Raw genomic sequence first — 19,761 nt, 5'->3', positions numbered from 1 at the left:
CGAGCGCTATCCCAGCACGCTCGCAGATCTCCACATCGTCGCCTTCGTCTGCCTCATGCTCAAACAGGCCGCTCAACTCGCGGCCGGTTCATAACAGCCTCTAGGGCCGAAAGCCTATTTCAACAACTGGCTTTGGCACCATGAAGACCTCTATCAGATTTATGTTTAGACATATACTAGTGGCGCGTCCCGGCTTAGGGACTTCTACCCGGTTATGAAGCTGCTCAGACCATTTTTTGTTGGATTGGTTGTCTATGTGGGAAAATCTCTCGGCCCAGGATTTCCGTAAGACAATATTCGAACGAGCTCATACGATCTGGTCGGATGCCGCCCGCGGACTGTTGTCTCTCTTACTCGCAACTCCACAATACACCACGTATCAGCAATGCCGTCACGGGGCATTCCTCTTTCGGTCATGATCTCTGAGATCATTCTTGCCGCAATTGTTCCGCTTATTACGCTTCCATAGCCCAAATAAAGATCAAATCTCTTGCTTGACGGCGTGAACAAAAGTTTTCCTTGGAAGGCAGACGTCTCTTCGAATGTTGATACACGATCTACGCGAAACTTAGCACGTTCAATGTCCGGATGCTGCAGTAAGTACTGCTTGTCATCGCTGACCACTCGAAGTGTGGCGCCGGAGCTGTGTAAGATCCTGAAGAATCCCTGCATCGATGTCAGAAGACGCTTGTCGAAACTTCTCGCTACTTCCTCGAAGTGATCATCGGTGTCGGAGTATGAGGTATGTATATATCCAACAACCTCTTCGATTGCGCTTCCGACGCCTCCCTCGTCTTCAGGATTTATAGCTGCTTGTTCCAGCACAAAGCCAAATGAGCCGCGAGCAACGTCAGCAATGAGCATCTGAGCTCTTTGGCTGCCTCTTATGCGACCGCGTTGCCCAACAGGGCCTTCCCGTGAGGCAAATTTAGCCGATACGATTTGTTGGAAGCTCTCTATCGCTCTGGACGCAAACTCCGCGTCTATGCCGCGTGATCCTACGACTGGTGTGCCACCGAAAAACAAGCCGATTTCTTTGCGGCGCATGCGATCGGTAACATTATTTGTCAATTCAGCAAGCTTAGACTGAATCTCACTAAGACGCTCAGTGAATTGCCGGAAGCCAACAGGATCTTGCTGCTTGGTACGTGAAGCCAAGCGGCTTCTTACGCTTTCCAAGTCGGCCTGAAGAGCCTCAATCTCAAGCTGCCGCAGCATGTCTTCCAGCCTCCAGCAGAAGTGCGCGCGCCGCCTCATCATCGGACAAAAGTGGAACGCTAAGCATGCCTTTCCAAAGAAAGGACTCTCTCTGATGAGAAAAAAGACTAAAGTAAAAAGTTACATCCTCCACAATAAGCCGCCCGTCAATGTTTAAATCTATGAATATAGCATCTAGCTTGTATTGATCTTTAACGTGTCTTCTATCAAAAATGAAATGGGTATCGGCGAAGCGTTCGAATTCGTCCGGTGTCATTCGCTGTGGACGATTAGATACTGTAACTACGTCGGCATCCCCCGGAGGGCGACCGCGGGATATTTCAACATTCTCAACAAAGCTTCCATCAATCCATTGATATCCATCTATATATCCCAGGTCTCTCAATACCTCGCGGAAATCCAATAGCCCTGATAGGATCGTGTCCCGCTCAGGCGAAGTGCCAAACCTTTTGACGACATCGACCATTGTCGTTTGAAATGGGGATTGGTCCGCCCGACTGTCAGGGGTCGCCCCTTTGAAGGGCGGCAGCACATTCGACGCATTGTATGATGGAATCACGACCGCTCTCGAGAGATTGGCACATAGCCGACATCGGATTTAGAGTCTGAAAGGTGCTGCACAGGCAAGGAAATATCGTGCTTGCTTCGTCCTTTCCCGTCTTATGCCCAGGCGGTTGCGACACACGCTTCTGCTACTCGGCTGAGAGGGGCCGCCTGCTTGATTGGGGGTTAGCCGGTCGCATCGCCGATAATCCGGGCTCCTTTCGCTCGCAAACGAGAACGTTCAAGGCCGCGGCGATGCATGAGTCCCGGGTATGAACGATGTTCATGGAGCCTACCCGCCCACCGTGTACTGTTTCTCCATCCCTTGGCATATCACTAACGCTCCGAAATCGTCGCTCCGGACGCCGATCCGGGCGGTAAGTTCACTGCCGACCGAAGACCGGCCGCACGTGCAGCCTCGCGAAACGCAGACGCATGGCGAGGGCCAAGGCCTTATGATCTGACCATGGAATTACGTAGCGCGACAGAATGTAAACCTGCGCGGTTCCATGCTTCCTGCTTCTTGCGGCATGTCGGCCGCCGCGATCCAATCAGGAAGCATGACGATGCAGCAACGCGATCCGACCCGCTTCGTAGTCCGATTCCCCGACGTAGCCCGCGAGCTCGGCCTATCACCGACGACCCTGCGCCAGATCTGCCGGCGAGGAGAGGGGCCGCCGCTGCTACAACTCACCGAGCGGTGCTTCGGTGTCCGTCGGGGCGAACTCGATGCTTGGATCGAGTCCCGCAAGGTGGCGGTCCCATGAGTCGAACGGTCTCACCTACCGCTTAAAAATCTGAAAGCCGCCCTGCAAAGTGCCCGCCGCAGTTTTACGCGCGTGGCTTGACGCCACCGGTCCTTGGGCCCGGTTCACGTCTGAAAACTGGTGGTTCGTCTGGGCGCACAGGATGCAGGCCCATATGCCGGTCGAGGAACGCCTTGACCGCAGGCCAGTAGCGACCGCCGAATTGCGGATCTATCCGTGGCAGGCCGTGCCGCTCCAGAACATGCGCGAGTCCAAACCACATACGAGTGCGGCCCTTGCCGAGTACGCAGTGGGCAATCTCGTTCTCGTCAGGGAAAAGACAGGACGGCTCGGCCGTGCCGGTAATTCGGGGGCCTATCGCAGGCTTTTTTGGCTTCGGACTGTCCACCATCCGCACGGTACTCAGTGTTCCATCCGTGTTGCATGGACCAGCCTACGCGGGGTCGTAACCCATTGTAAAACAACGGGTCGTGTTGCAGTGGAAGGCAACCCTCTCCAGGGCACAACGGGCACGAAAAAGCCCGCTAAGCCTCTGACCTAGCGGGCTAATTGATGGTGCCGGTTGCGGGACTTGAACTCGCGACCTACCGCTTACAAGGCGGTTGCTCTACCAGCTGAGCTAAACCGGCGCTGAAGGTTGCGCTACCAGCGCGCTCCGCCCTGCGCAAGCCCCGGCCTCTCCCTGCCCGTACACCGCGGGGTCGCGCCGGCAGGACCCGCGTTCAGCGAACAGACAGATCGCTCCGCTTAAGCCTTCCCTATGGCCGAGCTTGATCGGCCTGTGTTTTCGATCAGCAACAGTTCGGAAACAAGCCTCCGGATTCAGGGGCTTAAGATCCGATGAATGCATTTTTCAGTACACGTTAAATCGCTCTTCGTTAGCACCGCCGTCGATAGGATTTCGGATACGGCCCCGATACGCAGGGCCGGCGGTGCATGCCTTACGAAAGCACGGCGCCGCGCATCCGCCCTCGGACAATGGGCAGCGATGACCAGACACGCGAGCGATTCAGGCCTCGACGCCGTTCCCGCAACGGCAGCTCCGCATGACGGGTCGGGGATCATTCCAGCTCTGCCGCCCACGGTCCGAGAACCGGCACCGCCCTTGGGACGCGAAGCGCGGCGGCGGATCGGGCGCAACCTGCGCCTGCTCTACGGGGACGTCCTCCATCAGCCGCTGCCGGATCGCTTCACGGCGCTCCTCGACAGCCTTTCGTCGCAATCCGATTCGCAGGGGTCCCAATGACGTGCCCATCGATCCGGCCGGCTGCCCCCCAGGGCGGAGCCGACGCCGAGATGCGCGATCTCCTCCTCGGCGCCATCCCGGCCCTGCGGGCGTTCGCGTACTCGCTGACCTACAACCTCGACCGCAGCGACGACCTCGTCCAGGACACCCTCGTGCGGGCCTGGACCAAGGCCGACAGCTTCCAGCGCGGCACCAACCTCACCGCGTGGCTGTTCACCATCCTGCGCAACCTGTTCTATTCGGAACAGCGCAAGCGCAAGCGCGAGGTCGAGGATGGCGACGGTGTCCATGCGGCTCGCCTCACCAGCCTGCCCGAGCAGGAGATCCGGGTGGAGATGCGCGAGTTCCAGGCCGCCCTCGACGGCCTTCCCCTGAGCCAGCGCGAGGCCCTGGTGCTGGTCGGCGCCCAGAGCTTCACCTACGAGGAGGCCGCCGCCATCTGCGGTGTCGCCGTGGGCACCATGAAGAGCCGGGTCAGCCGCGCCCGGGGCCGTCTCATCGAGACCTTGGGAATGACGGGCACCGACGACATCGGCGCCGACGCCTTCACCCGCGCGGCCGCCGGCTCGGGCCCTTGACCGGGCCGGCCGGCTGCGATTCGCGGTCGGCCGGCTTCAATGGGCGTCAAAATCCTCTAAGGGGCAGGGCCGAGTGGCTCCGCCCCCGATCGTGACGGTCTCGTCCGCAGGGCCGCCGGAGCCTTCACCCGAGGAGCCCCGCCATGCGCGCCCTGATCGACCTCGTGCGCGTCCTGCGGCCGCGCGACCGGCGCCGGCTCGCCCTCATCGCCCTCGGCCTCGCCTGTGCCGCCCTGTTCGAGGTGGTGGGCGTCGCCTCCGTGGTGCCGTTCCTGACCCTCGTGGGCGACCCGTCCGCCGCCAGCCGCATCCCCTATCTCGCGACCCTGCGCGACAGCCTCGGCCTGACCGACGACCGCACCTTCCTCATGGTGACGGGCGGGGCGGCGCTGGCCGCCATCCTCACCACCAGCGTGGTGAATGCCGGCCTCACCTTCGCGCAGCTCCTGTTCACCAACCTCACGGGCTACGGCCTCGCCCGGCGCCTGCTCGCCCGCTACGTCGACCGCGAGCGCCTGTTCTTCGCCCATGCCAACAGCGCCGAACTCGCCAAGAACGTGCTGAGCGAGACCGACCGCCTCGTGGTCGGCGTCCTCACCCCCACCACGGTCATCGCCTCGCGCAGCGTCTCGGCGCTCGCCGTTGTCACCTTCCTGATCTTCTACGCACCCCGCCTCGCCCTGATCCTCGGCGGCGGCTTCGGCGGCCTCTACGTGCTGCTCTACCTCGTCATGCGGGTGCGCCTCGCCCGCCTCGGGGCCAGGGCCGTGGCGGACAACGAGCGGCGCTACCGCGTGGTGCAGGAGACCTTCGGGGCGCTGACCGAGCTCAAGCTCTACGGCCGGGCCGAAGCCTTCGCCGCCGGGTTCGACGGGCCAGCCCGGGCCTACGCGAAGGCCACCGCAGCGAGCCTGCTCACGGGCCAGTTGCCACGCTTCGTCATCGAATCCCTGGCCTTCGGCGGGGTCATCGTGGTCGTGCTGTTCGCCCTCTCCCAGGGCCTCGACACCGCCGGGCTGCTCCCGCTGCTCGGCCTGTTCGCCTTCGCCGGTTACCGGATGCTGCCGGCCTTCCAGAACATCTTCACGTCGCTTGCCCTCCTGCGGTTCTACCTCCCGGCCGTCAGGATGGTGGTGGACGAACTCGCCGGCGAGCGGACGCCGCGCCCGCGCCCGGCGACGCGCCTGCCGTTTCGGAGGGACATCCGCCTGACCGGCATCGGCTTCGACTACACGCCCGAGCGTCCGACCCTGCGGGACATCGATCTCACGATCCCCGCCAACACCACGGTCGGTCTCGTCGGCCGCACGGGATCGGGCAAGTCGACCCTGGTCGGGCTCATCCTCGGCCTCCTCACGCCCACCACCGGGTCCGTCACCGTGGACGGCGTCCCCCTCGACGCCGAGACCCTGCCGGCCTGGCAGAACCGCATCGGCTACGTGCCCCAGGACGTGTTCCTCATCGACGCCTCCGTGCGCGAGAACATCGCCCTCGGCGTTTCGCCCGAAGCCGTGGACGGGGCCGCCGTGGAGCGGGCCGCGCGGCTCGCCGGCTTCCACGAGGTCGCGCTGGGCCTCGACGGGGGCTACGATGCGGGTGTCGGCGAGCGCGGCATCCGCCTCAGCGGCGGTCAGCGCCAGCGCCTCGGCATCGCCCGGGCCCTGTACCACGACCCCGACGTGATCGTGTTCGACGAAGCCACCAGCGCCCTCGACGGCGAGACCGAGGCGGCGGTGATGGGTGCCCTCGCGTCCCTGAACGGCACCCGCACCATCATTCTCATCGCCCACCGCCTCACGAGCCTCGCGGGCACCGATACGGTCCACGTCCTCGATGGCGGGCGCCTCGTGGCCTCCGGTCCTCTCGCGACGGTGATGCCGGATGCGGCCGCTCGCATGTCCGCGCCCGCCGAAGCGTGACGGGAGCGGCCTTACAAGCAAAAAACGCCGGCCGGTCCGGGATATGCGTGTATTCACCGCGGATGGGGGTGGATCGGCCATATACCGGAACGTCCCAGGTCGGCTATCCTGTTCTCCCGGACAGATTTTTCGTCACAGGTTTCCCGGCCCGGTTTTTCGGCAGGGTCCCAGCCGCTCCATTCACGGCCCGGGAACAGATGGCATGGTTTGGCATGGTCGACGCTCCTGCTCCAGAAACGCCTCCGCAGATCGATCCCCTGCTCCTCGACAATCAGCTCTGCTACGCCCTCTACGCCGCGGCCCATCGCATGACGAAATCCTATCGTCCGATGCTCGAGCGCCTGGGCCTGACCTACCCGCAATATCTCGTCCTCCTCGTTCTGTGGGAGACGGACGGCATCACGGTCTCGGAGATCGGCCGACGGTTGCGCCTCGATTCCGGGACCCTGACGCCAGTCCTGAAGCGCCTCGAAACGGCGGGGTTCCTCCTGCGCAGCCGGCGACGCACGGACGAGCGCGAGGTCGAGATCGCCCTCACCCCGCAAGGCCGGGCGTTGCGGGGCGAGGCCACGACCGTGCGGGAATCGGTGATGTGCCAGCTCAACATGTCCGAACCCGAAGTCCAGGCCATGCGGGCCGACCTCAATGCCCTCATCGAGAATCTGAGCGCCGCCGGGTAACCGCCCCTCGCAGGGGTTCCGCCGGGTCTTCGGGCTCAGGAGATGCGGCGGAAGCCGGGCATTCGGCTGCGGCACGCCAGGAATCCTTCGGCGTCGCGGTCTCTCCCCTCATCCGCGCGCCGTTCGCGACAGCGGCATCGGTGTGTCTCGAACCGCCCTATTTTAGCCGGGTAAGTATCTCCATGGAACCGGGAGCGGACGGCGGCTATGCCCTCGTTCGATCATCGATCTTCGAGGACCAGCGGTGCGGACACCGAACGCGAACGAAGTCGGCCGTCTCGTCGGTCTCATGGCCGGAGCACCGACGCCTCCTGCCCGGCGGACGAGCACGGGAAAGCGCCCGTCCGGCGAACCCGCAAGGCTCCCGGGCGTTTGTCCCCGATGAACGCGACCTTGGCCGACACGGACCGCGAGCCTCGGCGGCAGGTGGGCGCACTGCCATACCGGCGGATGCGTGACGGAACCTACACCATCCTGCTCATCACCTCGCGGGAGAGCCGACGCTGGGTGATTCCGAAGGGCTGGCCGATGAAAGGGCGCAAGCCTTTCGAGGCGGCCGCCCGCGAGGCCTACGAGGAGGCCGGGCTCATCGGTTCCATCGGCAAGCGTCCGCTCGGCTTCTATCTCTACGAGAAGCGCCTGAAGAGCCGTGATTCCGTCCTGTGTCAGGTCAAGGTCTTCCCGCTCGAAGTGCGCAAGCAGCTGAAATCGTGGCCCGAGAAGGACGAGCGGGAGGATCACTGGTTCTCGCCCGCCGAGGCCGCAGACGCTGTGGCCGAACCGGGCCTCGCCGCGATCATCCGTGCCGCGTGCAAGCGCGACGCGGATGTGTTGCGCTGAAATCGGAAGCCGACACGAAAGTTCACCGGCGGTGCGATTGAGTCCGCCCAGGCGATTGCCAAGCCGGAAACGATGGGCTAATCCCCCGCTCGTCCAGACGGAGACGCCGCGGCGAACCCCGGACACCCCGCTGCTGTAGCTCAGTGGTAGAGCACCTCATTGGTAATGAGGAGGTCGACAGTTCAATCCTGTCCAGCAGCACCATCACAATCAATCACTCAACCCACACACCTCGGACTGGCCAAGCGTTCCGGCAGGCACGGTGACGTGTGCCCGGCCCGCGACATCGGCGAAGGGTGAGCGCGGGGGAACTTGAGCCCTTCCCGACCCGGAGCTCAACCCTCCGGCGTGGGACACATCCGGCCGTCTCCTGTCGCTCAGTGCGCTGCATCAGGCCTTCGCCGACGAGGGCGGAATCGCACGCTTTGTTCAGCCACGCCGGCTGGAGACCCTTCGCAAGGCCCTGCGTCGGCCCCATGAAGGACGGTCGGTCGCAGCGCTCGCATTCGCCTGCGGCTTCGTCAGCGAGAGCCACTGCAGCCAAGCCTTCCGAGCCGCGTTCGGAAGCCTCCGGGCCGCTACCGCGCCGGCATCCGACAGGCGCGCCAGGGCGAGGCCGGCGGCGGATCGACCCTCGAGGTTTTCCAGCGCTGGGCGAACCAACTGTATTGACCCGTGTCCGGGCCTCGGACGGCACCGTTCCGGAATGAGGCCCGACGAACCCTGAGGCCTCGGTCCTGATCGGACGTCGCGGGTCGCCCCTGATCCGTCCGCACGACGAAAGACCCGCCTCGGATCGCTCCGGGCGGGCAAGGTGGGAAGATCATCTCGGGTTCGAGGGATCTATGGGGTAGACGGATTCAGGGGACGCGATAATCCGTGGTCCGCCTCCGGCCCCCGGCATCGACCGCGCCCACATCGACCAAGTGGCTCAGCCGGGCCGGCACGCGTCGAACCCGCTCCTGCGAGCCTCGATCCTTCATCCGAATCGATCGGCGTCGGACAGTACACCTGAGCCAATCGAAGCAATCACCCAAAAAACCCGCCCTGACCGAAGCCGAGCGGGTTCTTGAATAGCAATGAAGGAATGCTCCTTCACGTGTCCGGTGAAATCAGCAGTCGTTGCTGCCCGGCTTGACGACCTGGCCTTCGGCCGGCTTCTTCTCGCCCGCGCCGGGCTGGGTGTTGCCGCCGACGTTGGACATGGCGCCGACCGTGCCGGGCGACTCGGCCTTGGCGCCGGGAGTCACCTTCGCATCCGAAGGACCATCCGCCTTGGAGGTCTTGTCAGTGGACGCGTTCTGGCCCTGGGCGTTCGTCGTCGTTCCGACGGCGCAGGGCGCAGCCATGGATGCCGATCCCGTGGCGATCACAGCGGCCGCCGCGATGGCAATCATGCAAAAATTCTTCATTGGTTTCTCCGAAGGCGTTTCCCAAAGTTCCCAACGACGCGAAGCGCCATCACGTTCCGATGGCCGAGCGGGTTCCGACACGAACCGGGGGCCGGTGACCGAACCGCCGCCTTCGCCGCACGGCCACGCCCCCCCGATCCGTCCAGCCCATCGGGCTCATGGACGAACCCGTCGCGGTCGCGTTCAAACCGACGATCACGGTCTCGAAACGAACAGCGTTGCCTTCGGCGATCCTGTAGAAGCGGACGTGAGCCTTCCGACCCTTCCCCCACGGACATCGTCATGCCCCGCTGGTTCCTCGCTTTCGTTGCCGCGATCGCCACCCTGGCCGTGGTGATCGCCCTCCTGTTTCTCGGCAGCGGTGCCACCAAGAACACCGTTCCGGCGCCGGAAGCGGGGGTGAAGGAGACCACGAAGTAGCCGCGACGGTTCGCCCGGGCCGCGAACAAAGGCGCGCCCGACGGCGTTTTCCGCCTGAACCTCTCCACACGACGGAACGCTTCATGCACAGGACGACCCTTGCCCTCCAATGGACGGCCCTTGCCCTCGCGACTTCGTTGATTCTCTCGCTGACGGGGCCCGCCGACGCGCAGACCCCGGGTGGCGCCCCGGCGACCAGCGACGGGAACACCGCCGCCGATCTCAGGAGCAACGGCGACAAGGCGGACAACCGCACGATCGGGTCCTCCAGGGGCGGGAGCGACAACCCCGGCGGACGTCCCTCCGATCATAACGGCACGGCGAACACCCTCGGAAAGGAGAACGGTAGGGCCGGCGGTTCCGCGTCGTCGCCGGCACCGCGCCCGTGACCGTACCCCGATCGTTTCCGGGCTCGGACTTTTTCTCCGATCAGTCCTTCACCCCAGATCCGGTGAGTCCGACCTTCGAAGCGATGAGCCAAAAAAAACCCGCCGCGGCGTGAGCCGGGCGGGTGATGATGATCCGAACCTATGGACGGGTTAGCGACCGCCACCGTTGGCGCTACCGTTGGGGATCGCCTGTTCGGGCCGCGAGGCGTTCCCACCGGCGGCGGAATCGGTCGTCGCCGTGTCGGCACCGGTCGCACCGCGCGAGATGGCGATGTTGGCGTCGTTGCCAGTGCTGTTCGGCTCGCTCTGCACGACGACACCGGGAGCGCCCGGCTGACCCGGAGGGCCGACCTGGGCGAGTGCGGGGGTGGCGGCGAACAGGGCGGTGGCGAGGATGAGTGTTCTCATGGCGAACTTTCGATTGGGCCGACGGCGGGACAATCTTCGCCGGCTCAGCTCGAAACAAACTCCGGAACGCCCCGAAGTTTCCTGACCGCTGTGTCACACCCGGAGGCGATCTGACCCGAAAACCCGCCTGGGCGGGCTTGGCGGGCGCGGGGATCATTTCGGCTTATCGCCCGGACCCCAACCATGCGCCTTGATGACTTGCATGATCTTGGTCTGCATCTCCGGCATCAGCGCTTGCATCCACTGCGTCGTCCCGGTCATTTGCGCCTGAGCGAGCTGCGGCTGGGCAGCCGCCAGGCGCCGGCCCGCCGGAGAGGCGTAGAACGCTCCCACCGCTTGGAGATCATCCTTGGAGAGGACCGTCGCGAAGCTGCGGGCCTGGAGATCGAGGAGTTCGTCGTAGTGCGCGGTCAGCATCGGAAGCACGGCTTCGCGGACGATCACCTGCGCGCGCTCCGGCTCGCGCACGCCCATCTGCTGCATCATGCCGGCCATGGGAGCGGCCATCGCGTTCAGGGTGGTGACACGGTCGCCCTGCATCTGGGCAACGACCTCGCGCGCCACCTTCAGAGTCGCCGGATCCTGCGTCGCCGAGGCCGATGGCTTGTCCGGGGACGGGGCCGCCTGTGCGTACGCCCCGTTCGCGAGGGACGTGCACAGGGCGAGGCCCGCGACGATGCGGCCGAATTGGTTCAGCAAAAGCGTTCCTCCAACATTGGCACCCGCGAGACGGGGCACTCCAAAAGAAGAACCCGCCGGGCTGGGAACCGGGCGGGTGAAGGTGGTCACATATGAGGATGCCCTGGGAAGGGCAAGGGACTATCGCATCTGGTATGCCAGACGCCAAGCCCCCGGCGGCCGGATTGGTCCGCTATTCGACGCGCCGACGGTCCTCGCCGCATTCGTCTCTTCACGGAACCGGTGCCGGGCTTCGAATGGGTCGGCCGAAAGGCGCCCATGGTCGGACCGGCCTCCGGGTCGTGGAACGAATCCAATCCCATTCGAATACTTTCACGGGTACGGATGGGGTGCGCGCGAATGCTTGCGAGATTGTTGAGCGCCATCGCGGGTGCTGGCGCGGATCGGGCGGCCGAGAACACCCGGCCCGCGCAATCTCAACGGGAGGCGACGAAGGCACCCGCGAGACCGCCGTCGCCCCGGAACGACGAGGGGATGCGGAGAGTCTGCGAGGAAGTGGAAAAGGCGCTGCGGGAGGCCGGGCATCTGCGGTAAGGGAACGCCGCCGCAAGGTCGGTGATGGGCCGTCGGGTTGCCGCGGCGCGCTGCCGCAAACAGGAACTCGCCGATCCTCGGCCCTCTTTCCCCGTCACAGTCCAGGAACGGATAGAGAGTTGCTTCATGCGTCATGCAGTGATCGGATTTGGTGCGCTTGCCGCCATGGTCTCGGCGGGGCCGGTCCTCGCCCAGGGTAAGCCGCTCCCGGCCCCATCGAGCAGCACCACGGTCCAGGGGGAGCTGACCATCACGATGGATGGCGACAAGCCCGTCTGTGCCCCGGCCGAGCTCAAGCTTCCGGCCAACACGAACGTCGAGCTCCACATCGTCAGCACGGCGAACGTGCCCGTCACCATCACGGCACCCGGCCAGTTCGAGAAGGGTCACGTTCTCCACGCGGACGGCTCGCTCGTCCACGTGTCGAGCGAGAAGGGGTACCTCGTGAAGGCGAATGGCCAAGGCGTCCTGAAGATCCGGACCATGGAGGCTGGAACGGAAACCTACGCCTGCACCACCACGAGCAACCAGAAGGCTCCCTTCGAAGGCAAGCTGGTCCTGACCGCTCCGGCAGGGTAGCCGCGTCTCGAGCCTCGGGACAGCCGATCCACGGCTGCGCCGGGCAGGGGACGAGCGACGAACGGCCCTGCGACGGTCGGGCGGATGACCGGAGCGGATCGGGCCGTGGCCCGGTGATGATGACGGGGCTGTTCTTCGCTCTCTTTCTCTACGGCGAGACGCCGGCTTTGCCGGCCTTTTCGCCCGACGTTCGCGATCTCTGCCGGAACGCAGGTGATGCGAGGCAGAGGGCGAAACCGAAAAAATGGCTGCGGCCCCGGGGGATCGAAGGTAGTCGATGCAGGTTTAACCTTAGAATATGCTTGGCGTCGGCGAAGCGAATACCGCCTCGCCGTCACCGAGCATAGCGAGATCGAGAACGATGACTTGCCGCACGGCAAGGCCTTCCGATTCAGGAGCAGACGATGGCAGACGATCAGCTGAAACCGTCTCAAGTGGACGCGACGCCGGATGCCGGCTCGCCGGCGCCGCAGCCGCCCGAGCCGGGCCATCATCCGAAGCCGGCCGAGACCGACGCGCAGCCGGACAGACCGGTCCCCAACGATGCCGCAAATTCCTGAGCGCCTCTTTCGGGGATGCGAACCATGGCCTTTCCCCAACGCTCCCCCGCCGCCGTGAGCCAGGAAGGTCGACACGCGCGCGACCGGGGCGATCCGCTCACCGCCAACCCGTATCCCGAGGGCTCCGAGGAGCATGAGACCTGGGCACGGGGCTGGACGGTTCCCGATGGTGAGATCGGGCACGAAACCGCCGGGAGCGATGTTGGCTGATGCGGTTCGATTTGGACGATCGGGGTTGTCCGGGCTCCGGACCGAACAGGACCGTTTCCGGCTTGTGGTTGTCCTTCTTCCCCGGCACACGCGGGTTTGCGACCAGATTGCACATGCCGCGAGGCTCACCCTCCGCACGACAGGCCTCGCGCCGAATCGGCCGGTGATCTATTCAGCCCGCCGCAACGGAGCGGCACGATGAGTCAGATCGCCAAGGAATTCTTCCGTGATTGGGTTGCGGACAACCTCGACCCCGACAAGCCCCCCCAAACCCACCTAGACGAGCTGCTGCAGGATGCCGACGACGAAGGCATCTCCGAGGAAGAGATGGTGAAGGCCGCCGGTGGCGATCTGCTCAAGGCCGTCTCGAAGGCGATCGCGAAGGCCAAGCAGGACTGAGACCGTCTCCGGATCATCCGTTCGGAGAACAGTCTCAGGCAGCCCGCGCGGCGCCTGAGCGAAGCCGAAATCCGCATCACGAAGCGATCAACCGGTATGAGCGCCCATTTCCAGAGTCGCATCGGGTGGAATTTGGCCGAACGGCTCCGACGCAGAACCGCCGTTCATGGCACCTGCAACTTGTGGGCGGTTCCCGAATCAGGACGGAACGGAGTATCGAAAGCTTCGCCGTAAGCGCGGCGCAGCACCCCAGGAGCCTGGATGACCAAAGACGTGCAGCCCGATCGCTCTGCCTCGACGCTCGCATCCGTCTCTGACGAGATCTATCCAACCCCCTTGAAAAGCAGGCCGGACCTTCCGGCCGAAGACCTGTCGCCGGCCCCTGCGGAGGATTCGGACCTGTCGGCCGCCCATACCGAAAGCTTCGAGGGATTCAGTTCCTTCGGCTGAGTACAGTCCAACATCGTGGACGGCCTACGGCCTGCGCTGGGGCCGAGTGCTGTAGGCCGTCCCGACACCCACCCCTTCGGCGATGTCACCGGACCTGGCCCGACCTCGGAACCGGGGCCCTGGTGTCCAGCCTACTCGCGCGGGCGGGACACGTCCTCGGCTTCCGTACCGGGTCGATCGCTCGGCCCCTCGGGGGTCGCCCGTACGGTGTCATGGTCTGCGTCGCGCGGGGAGACCGCCGCTCCGCCCATGTCGGGTTTGGAGTGCCGCTCGCGCGCGCCGCGTTCCTGATCGTAGGTCGATTCGGGCAGGTTCTGGTTCGAGGCGGTCAGATCGGACATGCGTCGCTCTCCCGTTCTGCCAGCAACGCACTGGGCGTCGAAACGGTTTCGGACGACCGCAACCGTCGATTCCACCGTCTTCGTAGCTCGGGCGATCGCCTCAGGGACGTTCCCCACCCGATGGATCTTCCCCCCTCCGCTGGCGCTCCTCCTGCCTGCGGCCGAGCCAGAGACTGTTGAGCAACCATGCGATCGAGAGCGGTACCGCGGTCACGGCCACCGCCGTGGAGCCGAGGCCGAGCGCCCCGATCCCGGCGAAGGACCACGCTCCGATCTGGTCGCCGGTGCGGTAGACCACGGTGTCGAGGAAGTTCTTCGCCTTGTAGCGATCTTCGCGCGGCACGACGGTGAACAGAACCTCGCGGATCGGCCGGGCGATGGCGAAATTGCCGGCCCGCCGCAGGACCTGGAACACCACGATGGCGGAGATGGTCGGCGATACGGCAAGGGCGGCAAAACCCAGGACGCTGGCCGCCGGCAGGAGGGCGAGGCTCGGCCCGACGCCGATGCGCCGGACGATCCGGCCGGTGAGGAAGAACTGCACCCCGAGCGTCAGCGCGTTCACCAGGAGGTCGACGCTGGCGAAGAACGCCGTCTGCGCCCCGCGGTTCGCGAAGCTCTCCTTCGCGATCTTGGCCTGCTCGAAATACAGGAACGTCGAGGTCACCGAGAACAGCAGCAGGAACAGGCCGATGTTGAGGAGGTAGGGCGAGCGGAACGTGCGGGTGATGCCCGCGAACGCGCTGCCGCCGATGGCGTCGGCCGGGGCCACGTCACCGGCCACGGGGCGCTGGTGCAGACGGTCCGACAGGCGTGCGAGGCCGCGCATGCTGAACACCGCCACCTCCAGCAGAACAGCCGCTCCGATGAGGAGCGCCCAGGTCGGCACGTCGCGGGCGAGGATCGCGGTGGTGGCCGAGCCCGCGATGGCCCCGAGGGTGGCACCGGCGGCGATGAAGCCGAACAGGCGCTTGCCCTGCTCCGTCGAGAAGACATCGACGACGGTGGCCCAGAACACCGACACCACGAACAGGTTGAAGATCGACAGCCAGATGAAGAACGCCCGGCCGATCCAGACGTCGCCTTCAGGACCGGCTAGGTAGAGCGACACAGCGAAGACGAGGATGTTGGCGGCGAAGAAGCGGTAGGTCAGGGGCACGAACCGGGCGCGCGGCAGGGTCTTCACCAGCCAGGCGAAGGGCACGTTCAGGGCCAGCATGCCGATGAGCGTGCCGGTGAACAGCCAGGGCAGGTTCTCGATCCCGCCGGCGATGCCCATCTGGTCGCGAATCGGGCGCAGGACGTAGTAGGCCGCAAGAATCGAGAAGATGTAGGCCCAGGACCACGCGAGCGCCGGAACTTCGCCCGGCCGGACATCGACGAGGCGCCCTAGCCACGAACGCGACCGGCCCTCGGCGGGGACGGGCTCCGCCGCCCCGCCGAGGCCGCTCAACGCGCCACCCCGAGGCGCGCGCCCGATTCAGCGGCGGTGAGGTCGTGCCCGAAGCCCGGCGACCCCATGGCGAAGCTGTCCGCCTTGGAAAGGGGCCCGACGATCACCGGATCGAAGCCGGCCTCGGTCACCAGCTTGGCGACGGTCGCCACGGCTCCGGCATCGTCGCCCGCGAGGGGGATCGCCATGCGGGCGCCGTCGCGATGCGCGTTCTTGGCAAAGACCTTATAGTTCGCCGCGTTGAAGGCCCGCACGATCCGGGCGCCGCGCAGGTACTTGGCAGAGACGGCGGCGATGCCGCTCTCCTTCACCTCGGCGTAGACCTCGCCGTCGCGGGCCTGGGTCGCGTTGCCGGCATCGATCACGGTCTTGCCCTGAAGAGCGGCGCCGTGGTCGGCGCTCAGTTGCGGATAGGCCTTGTAGGGCACCGCGATCAGCACGACGTCGCCGAAGGCGATGGCCTCGGCCGGAGTCCCGGCACGGGCCTTCGGACCGAGGCTCTCGACGAGGCCCTTCAGCTCCTCGGGGTGGCGGGAGGAGACCATCACCTCGTGCCCGGCCTTCGCCCATAGGCCGCCGATGGTGCCGCCGATGTTGCCGGCACCGACGATGCCGATGCGTGCGGGCTGCGCGGCGGACTGGGCCCAGGCGCTCCCGCTGGCGACGAAGGCGGCGAGCGCGAGGGCCGCGCGGCGGGACACGAGTTTAGAGCGCATCGACAAAGGCCTCCATCCGGGCACGCTGGGCCGCATCGGGCATCCGGCCCCGGGCGGCCCCGAGGTTGTCCTCGACATAGGCCACCTTAGCCATGCCGGGGATCGGGCAGGTCACGGCCTCGTGTCCGAGGACGTATTTCAGGAAGAACTGCGGCCAGCTCGCGCAGTCGAACTCGGCGGTCCAGGGCGGCAGTTCGCGGCCCTGGACCGCCTTGAACAGGCGGTCGCGCCCGAACGGCACGTTGACCATCACGGCCATGCCGCGCTCTGCGGCGAGCGGCAGGATGCGCTGTGCGGCCAGCCGATCGTCGAGGGCGTAGTTCACCTGGATGAAATCCAGGGTCTCGCGCTTCATGACGGCTTCGAGATCGGCGAACTGGCTGTCGCGCCACACGGTGACGCCCGCATAGCGGATGCGCTTGGCCGCCTTGAGGTCGCGCAGGGTGGCGAGGTTGGCGGCGGTGTCGATGAGGTTGTGGACGGCGACGAGGTCGATGGTCTGCGTGTTCAGGCGCTTGAACGAACGATCGATCTCGGCGAGCCCGGCCTCACGCCCCGGCGTGCCGACCTTGCTGCACAGGAACACCTTCTCGCGCAAACCATCCTGCGGGAGGATGAGGCCGAGCACGTCCTCGGCCGTGCCGTAGCTCGGGGCCGTGTCGATGACGGAGCCGCCGAGCGCCACGAACCGCCGGACCGCCTCGCGCAAGGGCGCGACCTTGTCGGGCGTCGGCTCGACCTCGTAGCGGCGCGAGGTGCCGATCCCGAGGACGGGAATCCGCTCGCCCGTGGACGGGATCGGCCGGCTCAGGAGCCCGGCCGCTTCCGCCTGCGTGGGCGATGCGGCGGATCCGAGAAGCGGCACCGCCAAGGGAAGCAGGCCGGTGCCGGCCAGGAAAGCGCGTCGGGATGGGTGCATGCGGGCTCCTCACGGGGACGGGCGTGCACTCCCATCTAGGTCAACGGTCCGCCTCCGACATGGGTGTCCGAAATGGGTGAATGCCGACACACGCGTCACCCGACGGCCCGTTGCAGGGCGGCGGCGAAGCCGGTGAACTCCACTGTCCGGCGCCGGTAGCACTGGAAGACCCGCACGCTGCCGGCCTGGAGCGCGGCGCGCGGAACCGCGAGTTCGAAGCCGCTGCCGAGCGCCTGGGCCGTACCGAGATGCGCGGCGACCTCAGGCCGGGCGAGGCGCGCCGAGACGCAGACCTGCGGGCGGCCTGCCGCGTCGTTCCAGACGGCGAGGGTGCACAGCACGTCGCCGAGGCCCCGTGCGAAGGCCCAACCCCGGCACGCGATGCTCCCGCCGAGGCCGGTGAGGTTTACCCGCTCGGCCCGCTCGATGGCCGGCGCACGCTTCAGCCGCTTGATGAAATGACGGCGGAAGGCGGGCGGCATCGTCCGGTCGAGGCGGTAGCGGCCCGGCCCCGCGACGATCTCGAGACGGTGGGGCACGGCACCGGGATGCACGCCGTTGCCGCCGTGCAGGGCGATGTCGTAGCGGCCGGGCTCCAGGCCGGTCAGAGCCGCGACGAGGCGGAACGTGCCGTCGCACGCCGCCCCGGAGGCGATCCGTGCGCGCCATGCGGTGCCGTCCTCTCCGCGCAACCAGAGGCTCAACGGGAGATCGGACGCCGCACCCTCGATCCGGCCCGCGATGCCCCAGAGGTCGCCCGGCGCCGCCAAGAGGACGCCCCCCGCCTCGGGCAGGTTCTGACGCAGGTCGAGGAGGGCGGGGCCGGGGACGGCACCGGGCGGCGTGGCCTCGCGGGCGAACCGCACCAGCGCCCCCTCCGTCGCGCCCCCCGCGAAGACCTGGCCGAAGCCCTGCGCCACGAGCAGCCCGTCGCGCCCGGCCTGGACGAGGTCGAGGGTGTGCGGCCCGAATGCGAGGCCGTCGACGTCGATGGTCCCGGTGAAGCCGGAGCGCGCGGCGCCGGGATCGCCGAGGCTGTCGGCCACGTCGGGGCGGTCGTCGGGCTGAAGGACTGCGTAGGCGGTGCGCGATGGTCCGGTGAACCGCAGGTAGGTCCGCGCGGCGGGCGCGGCGTCGAGCCTGTGCAGCCAGCCCTTCACCGCGAGGTGGCGCAGCACGAGGTCGTGGCCGCCCGGGTTCGCGATCTCCCTGTCGTCGAGGCGCAGGCCGTCGCGGGCGAAGGCCAGGGTCGCGTGGGTCAGGGGGAGCACGACGGCCGGCATGGCCCGGTCCGATGCGGGCAGATCGTCGAGGAGGGGCGTCGCGGGCCGCGCACGCCCGGTGGCACCGAGAGCGGCGGCATACGTTCCGTCCCAATGGATGTCGCGCGACACCCAGGACGGGGCGTTCACCCGCAGGCCCATCTCGGCGAGCGACAGGTCGAAAGTGACGCGCAGACGGTCCGGCACCCGATCGTGCGGGCATGGACGCGCGGCCACGAGCCCGTCGTAGACGCGGCGTACGGCCTCGAGATGCGCGGCCACGGTCGGAAAGCGCTTGGCCTGCACCGCGTTCCGCATCCGCGCGAGACGGGCAGGGTCGTAGTAGAGATCGAGGAGCCTTGCCCGCACCGCCCCCGGATCGTGGGGCGGGACGAGGAAGCCGTCGACCCCGTCCGTCACCCGCTCGGCGAGCGCGCCCAGGGCGGTCGCCACGGGGACGAGACCGGCCTGCCACGCCTCCGTCAGGGCGATGACGTAGGTCTCGGGCCACGTCGAAAGATGGAGCGAGACATCGCAACCGCTCAGCAGGCCGTGGATGGCGTGCGGCTCGTAGGGACCCGAGAGGGTGATCCGGTCCGGCGCGATTCCGCGCAGGCGCCCGGCGTGGTGCGCCTCGACCCGGCCGAACACCTTGAAATGGATACGGTACTCCTCGCAGATCCGCATGAGCTCGACGATCTCGTCGCCGCCCTTGTGCGCGGCGAAGTTGCCGAGCACCGCGACGGTGAGCCGGGGACCGTCGTCGCGCTCGGGCCGGAACATGGGCACGATGGGTTTGGGGTCGACGGGGGCCAGCATCGCGATATCGACGACGCGGTCGGCCTCGATCTCCGGGTAGAACGCCCGCAGGTAGGCCCCCGTCGCCGCGGTGCTGGTGATGAACCGGTCGACGGCGCGTACGAGGAGCGAGACGAACCCGTCGCGGCGCGCCTTGGCGCCCGGCGGGTAGTTGCTGGATGCGATGAGGCAGGCATCGCACTGGTCGCGCCCGCGGTTCACCACGTCGCAGAAGCGGCCGGAATGATCGAGCAGGAGCCCGCGCTCGCAGATGAGGTGGTGGTCGTGGAGGTGGTAGACCACCGGCACGCCGCAGGCTGGCCTGCCCCCATTCAGTGGCCCAGGTTTGAAGTTAGTGCATCGTCGGTCGTGTGACGATGGCAGGGCGAGCGGACGGCACTGATCCGCTCGGTTCGGTCGG

23 protein-coding genes, 2 tRNA genes and 1 pseudogene are annotated in these 19,761 nt (G+C 66.4%); 14 read left to right on the top strand and 12 right to left on the bottom strand.

Translation table 11 applies throughout. The annotated features are described in order from the left end of the window. Positions 1–94: pseudogene (locus ASF25_RS23650) on the top strand (IS5/IS1182 family transposase); the annotation flags it as partial. Between the two features lie 158 nt (positions 95–252). Here ASF25_RS23650 and ASF25_RS22750 read toward each other — a convergent pair. Together ASF25_RS22750 and ASF25_RS22015 are read right to left on the bottom strand one after the other, a co-directional pair. Then, the gene (locus tag ASF25_RS22750; RefSeq protein ID WP_156368982.1) at positions 253–1,218 is read right to left on the bottom strand and encodes a hypothetical protein; all 966 of its coding nucleotides are present in this window, start codon (positions 1,216–1,218) and stop codon (positions 253–255) included. Next, positions 1,202–1,777 (bottom strand): hypothetical protein, encoded by a 576-nt coding sequence (locus tag ASF25_RS22015; protein ID WP_082502718.1) that lies wholly within the window; start codon positions 1,775–1,777, stop codon positions 1,202–1,204. Before ASF25_RS22015 ends, ASF25_RS22750 begins: the two co-directional genes overlap by 17 nt. A 550-nt stretch (positions 1,778–2,327) precedes the next feature. On the opposite strand from ASF25_RS22015, the gene ASF25_RS22010 reads away from it, so the two are divergent. After that, positions 2,328–2,528, top strand: a complete 201-nt coding sequence (locus ASF25_RS22010; RefSeq protein WP_162239263.1) for a helix-turn-helix domain-containing protein — start codon at positions 2,328–2,330, stop codon at positions 2,526–2,528. Positions 2,529–2,592: 64 nt separating this feature from the next. Here the strand turns inward: ASF25_RS22010 and ASF25_RS23645 are convergent, their stop codons facing one another. Beyond that, on the bottom strand, positions 2,593–2,919 hold the full coding sequence (locus ASF25_RS23645) for a hypothetical protein (RefSeq protein WP_244473018.1): 327 nt from the start codon (positions 2,917–2,919) through the stop codon (positions 2,593–2,595). A 162-nt stretch (positions 2,920–3,081) separates the two neighbouring features. Beyond that, positions 3,082–3,157 (bottom strand) — tRNA-Thr (locus ASF25_RS14090). Between the two features lie 359 nt (positions 3,158–3,516). Here ASF25_RS14090 and ASF25_RS22745 point away from each other — a divergent pair. The 6 genes from ASF25_RS22745 (at position 3,517) to ASF25_RS14065 (ending at position 7,995) form a co-directional block, all read left to right on the top strand. After that, positions 3,517–3,774 carry a NepR family anti-sigma factor gene (locus ASF25_RS22745; RefSeq protein WP_156368981.1) on the top strand — a complete coding sequence of 86 codons (258 nt, stop codon included), beginning with the start codon at positions 3,517–3,519 and terminating at the stop codon, positions 3,772–3,774. Then, positions 3,771–4,352, top strand: a complete 582-nt coding sequence (locus tag ASF25_RS14085; RefSeq protein WP_056263218.1) for a sigma-70 family RNA polymerase sigma factor — start codon at positions 3,771–3,773, stop codon at positions 4,350–4,352. Before ASF25_RS22745 ends, ASF25_RS14085 begins: the two co-directional genes overlap by 4 nt. A gap of 143 nt (positions 4,353–4,495) precedes the next feature. After that, positions 4,496–6,271: an ABC transporter ATP-binding protein gene (locus ASF25_RS14080; protein ID WP_056305298.1), complete on the top strand. Its 1,776-nt coding sequence runs from the start codon at positions 4,496–4,498 to the stop codon at positions 6,269–6,271. Between the two features lie 197 nt (positions 6,272–6,468). Further along, positions 6,469–6,951, top strand: coding sequence for a MarR family transcriptional regulator (locus ASF25_RS14075; RefSeq protein ID WP_280137344.1), 483 nt, complete (start codon positions 6,469–6,471; stop codon positions 6,949–6,951). Between the two features lie 381 nt (positions 6,952–7,332). Further along, entirely contained in the window at positions 7,333–7,791 is a 459-nt protein-coding gene (locus tag ASF25_RS14070; RefSeq protein ID WP_056166097.1) for an NUDIX hydrolase, read from the top strand. 129 nt (positions 7,792–7,920) lie between these two features. Then, positions 7,921–7,995: transfer RNA gene (locus tag ASF25_RS14065), tRNA-Thr, on the top strand. A gap of 908 nt (positions 7,996–8,903) precedes the next feature. Here ASF25_RS14065 and ASF25_RS14060 read toward each other — a convergent pair. Further along, positions 8,904–9,188: a hypothetical protein gene (locus ASF25_RS14060; protein ID WP_156368980.1), complete on the bottom strand. Its 285-nt coding sequence runs from the start codon at positions 9,186–9,188 to the stop codon at positions 8,904–8,906. A gap of 297 nt (positions 9,189–9,485) precedes the next feature. Between ASF25_RS14060 and ASF25_RS22740 the strand changes: the two genes are divergently transcribed. Next, entirely contained in the window at positions 9,486–9,623 is a 138-nt protein-coding gene (locus ASF25_RS22740; RefSeq protein ID WP_156368979.1) for a hypothetical protein, read from the top strand. Between the two features lie 539 nt (positions 9,624–10,162). Here the strand turns inward: ASF25_RS22740 and ASF25_RS14050 are convergent. Together ASF25_RS14050 and ASF25_RS14045 are read right to left on the bottom strand one after the other, a co-directional pair. After that, positions 10,163–10,420: a hypothetical protein gene (locus ASF25_RS14050; protein WP_056166089.1), complete on the bottom strand. Its 258-nt coding sequence runs from the start codon at positions 10,418–10,420 to the stop codon at positions 10,163–10,165. A 153-nt stretch (positions 10,421–10,573) separates the two neighbouring features. Further along, positions 10,574–11,209: a DUF2059 domain-containing protein gene (locus ASF25_RS14045; RefSeq protein WP_244473017.1), complete on the bottom strand. Its 636-nt coding sequence runs from the start codon at positions 11,207–11,209 to the stop codon at positions 10,574–10,576. A 570-nt stretch (positions 11,210–11,779) separates the two neighbouring features. On the opposite strand from ASF25_RS14045, the gene ASF25_RS14040 reads away from it, so the two are divergent. The 5 genes from ASF25_RS14040 to ASF25_RS14025 all read left to right on the top strand — a co-directional run bounded on the left by ASF25_RS14040 (position 11,780) and on the right by ASF25_RS14025 (position 13,851). After that, positions 11,780–12,232: a hypothetical protein gene (locus ASF25_RS14040; RefSeq protein ID WP_056166083.1), complete on the top strand. Its 453-nt coding sequence runs from the start codon at positions 11,780–11,782 to the stop codon at positions 12,230–12,232. A 404-nt stretch (positions 12,233–12,636) separates the two neighbouring features. Further along, positions 12,637–12,792: a hypothetical protein gene (locus ASF25_RS22735; RefSeq protein ID WP_156368978.1), complete on the top strand. Its 156-nt coding sequence runs from the start codon at positions 12,637–12,639 to the stop codon at positions 12,790–12,792. A gap of 24 nt (positions 12,793–12,816) precedes the next feature. Then, positions 12,817–13,002 carry an Rmf/CrpP family protein gene (locus ASF25_RS14035; RefSeq protein ID WP_056166081.1) on the top strand — a complete coding sequence of 62 codons (186 nt, stop codon included), beginning with the start codon at positions 12,817–12,819 and terminating at the stop codon, positions 13,000–13,002. Between the two features lie 198 nt (positions 13,003–13,200). Then, entirely contained in the window at positions 13,201–13,401 is a 201-nt protein-coding gene (locus tag ASF25_RS14030; RefSeq protein WP_056166078.1) for a hypothetical protein, read from the top strand. A gap of 261 nt (positions 13,402–13,662) precedes the next feature. After that, entirely contained in the window at positions 13,663–13,851 is a 189-nt protein-coding gene (locus ASF25_RS14025) for a hypothetical protein (protein ID WP_056166075.1), read from the top strand. 131 nt (positions 13,852–13,982) lie between these two features. On the opposite strand, the gene ASF25_RS14020 is transcribed toward ASF25_RS14025, so the two are convergent. The 5 genes from ASF25_RS14020 to ASF25_RS14000 all read right to left on the bottom strand — a co-directional run bounded on the left by ASF25_RS14020 (position 13,983) and on the right by ASF25_RS14000 (position 19,649). Further along, a complete protein-coding gene (locus ASF25_RS14020; RefSeq protein ID WP_056166072.1) occupies positions 13,983–14,192 on the bottom strand; it encodes a hypothetical protein in 210 nt (69 codons plus the stop codon). Positions 14,193–14,292: 100 nt separating this feature from the next. Then, positions 14,293–15,645: a hypothetical protein gene (locus ASF25_RS14015; protein ID WP_056166069.1), complete on the bottom strand. Its 1,353-nt coding sequence runs from the start codon at positions 15,643–15,645 to the stop codon at positions 14,293–14,295. Continuing rightward, a complete protein-coding gene (locus ASF25_RS14010; RefSeq protein ID WP_056166066.1) occupies positions 15,642–16,361 on the bottom strand; it encodes an NADPH-dependent F420 reductase in 720 nt (239 codons plus the stop codon). Before ASF25_RS14010 ends, ASF25_RS14015 begins: the two co-directional genes overlap by 4 nt. Next, positions 16,351–17,280, bottom strand: a complete 930-nt coding sequence (locus tag ASF25_RS14005) for an aldo/keto reductase (protein WP_056305294.1) — start codon at positions 17,278–17,280, stop codon at positions 16,351–16,353. Before ASF25_RS14005 ends, ASF25_RS14010 begins: the two co-directional genes overlap by 11 nt. Before the next feature lie 95 nt (positions 17,281–17,375). Beyond that, positions 17,376–19,649, bottom strand: a complete 2,274-nt coding sequence (locus tag ASF25_RS14000) for a glycosyltransferase family 4 protein (protein WP_056305292.1) — start codon at positions 19,647–19,649, stop codon at positions 17,376–17,378. Positions 19,650–19,761: the final 112 nt, after the last annotated feature.

Origin of the sequence: Methylobacterium sp. Leaf100 (genome assembly GCF_001422845.1) — a bacterium.
Lineage (GTDB): Bacteria > Pseudomonadota > Alphaproteobacteria > Rhizobiales > Beijerinckiaceae > Methylobacterium.
This window is presented reverse-complemented; position numbering and strand designations above follow the sequence as displayed.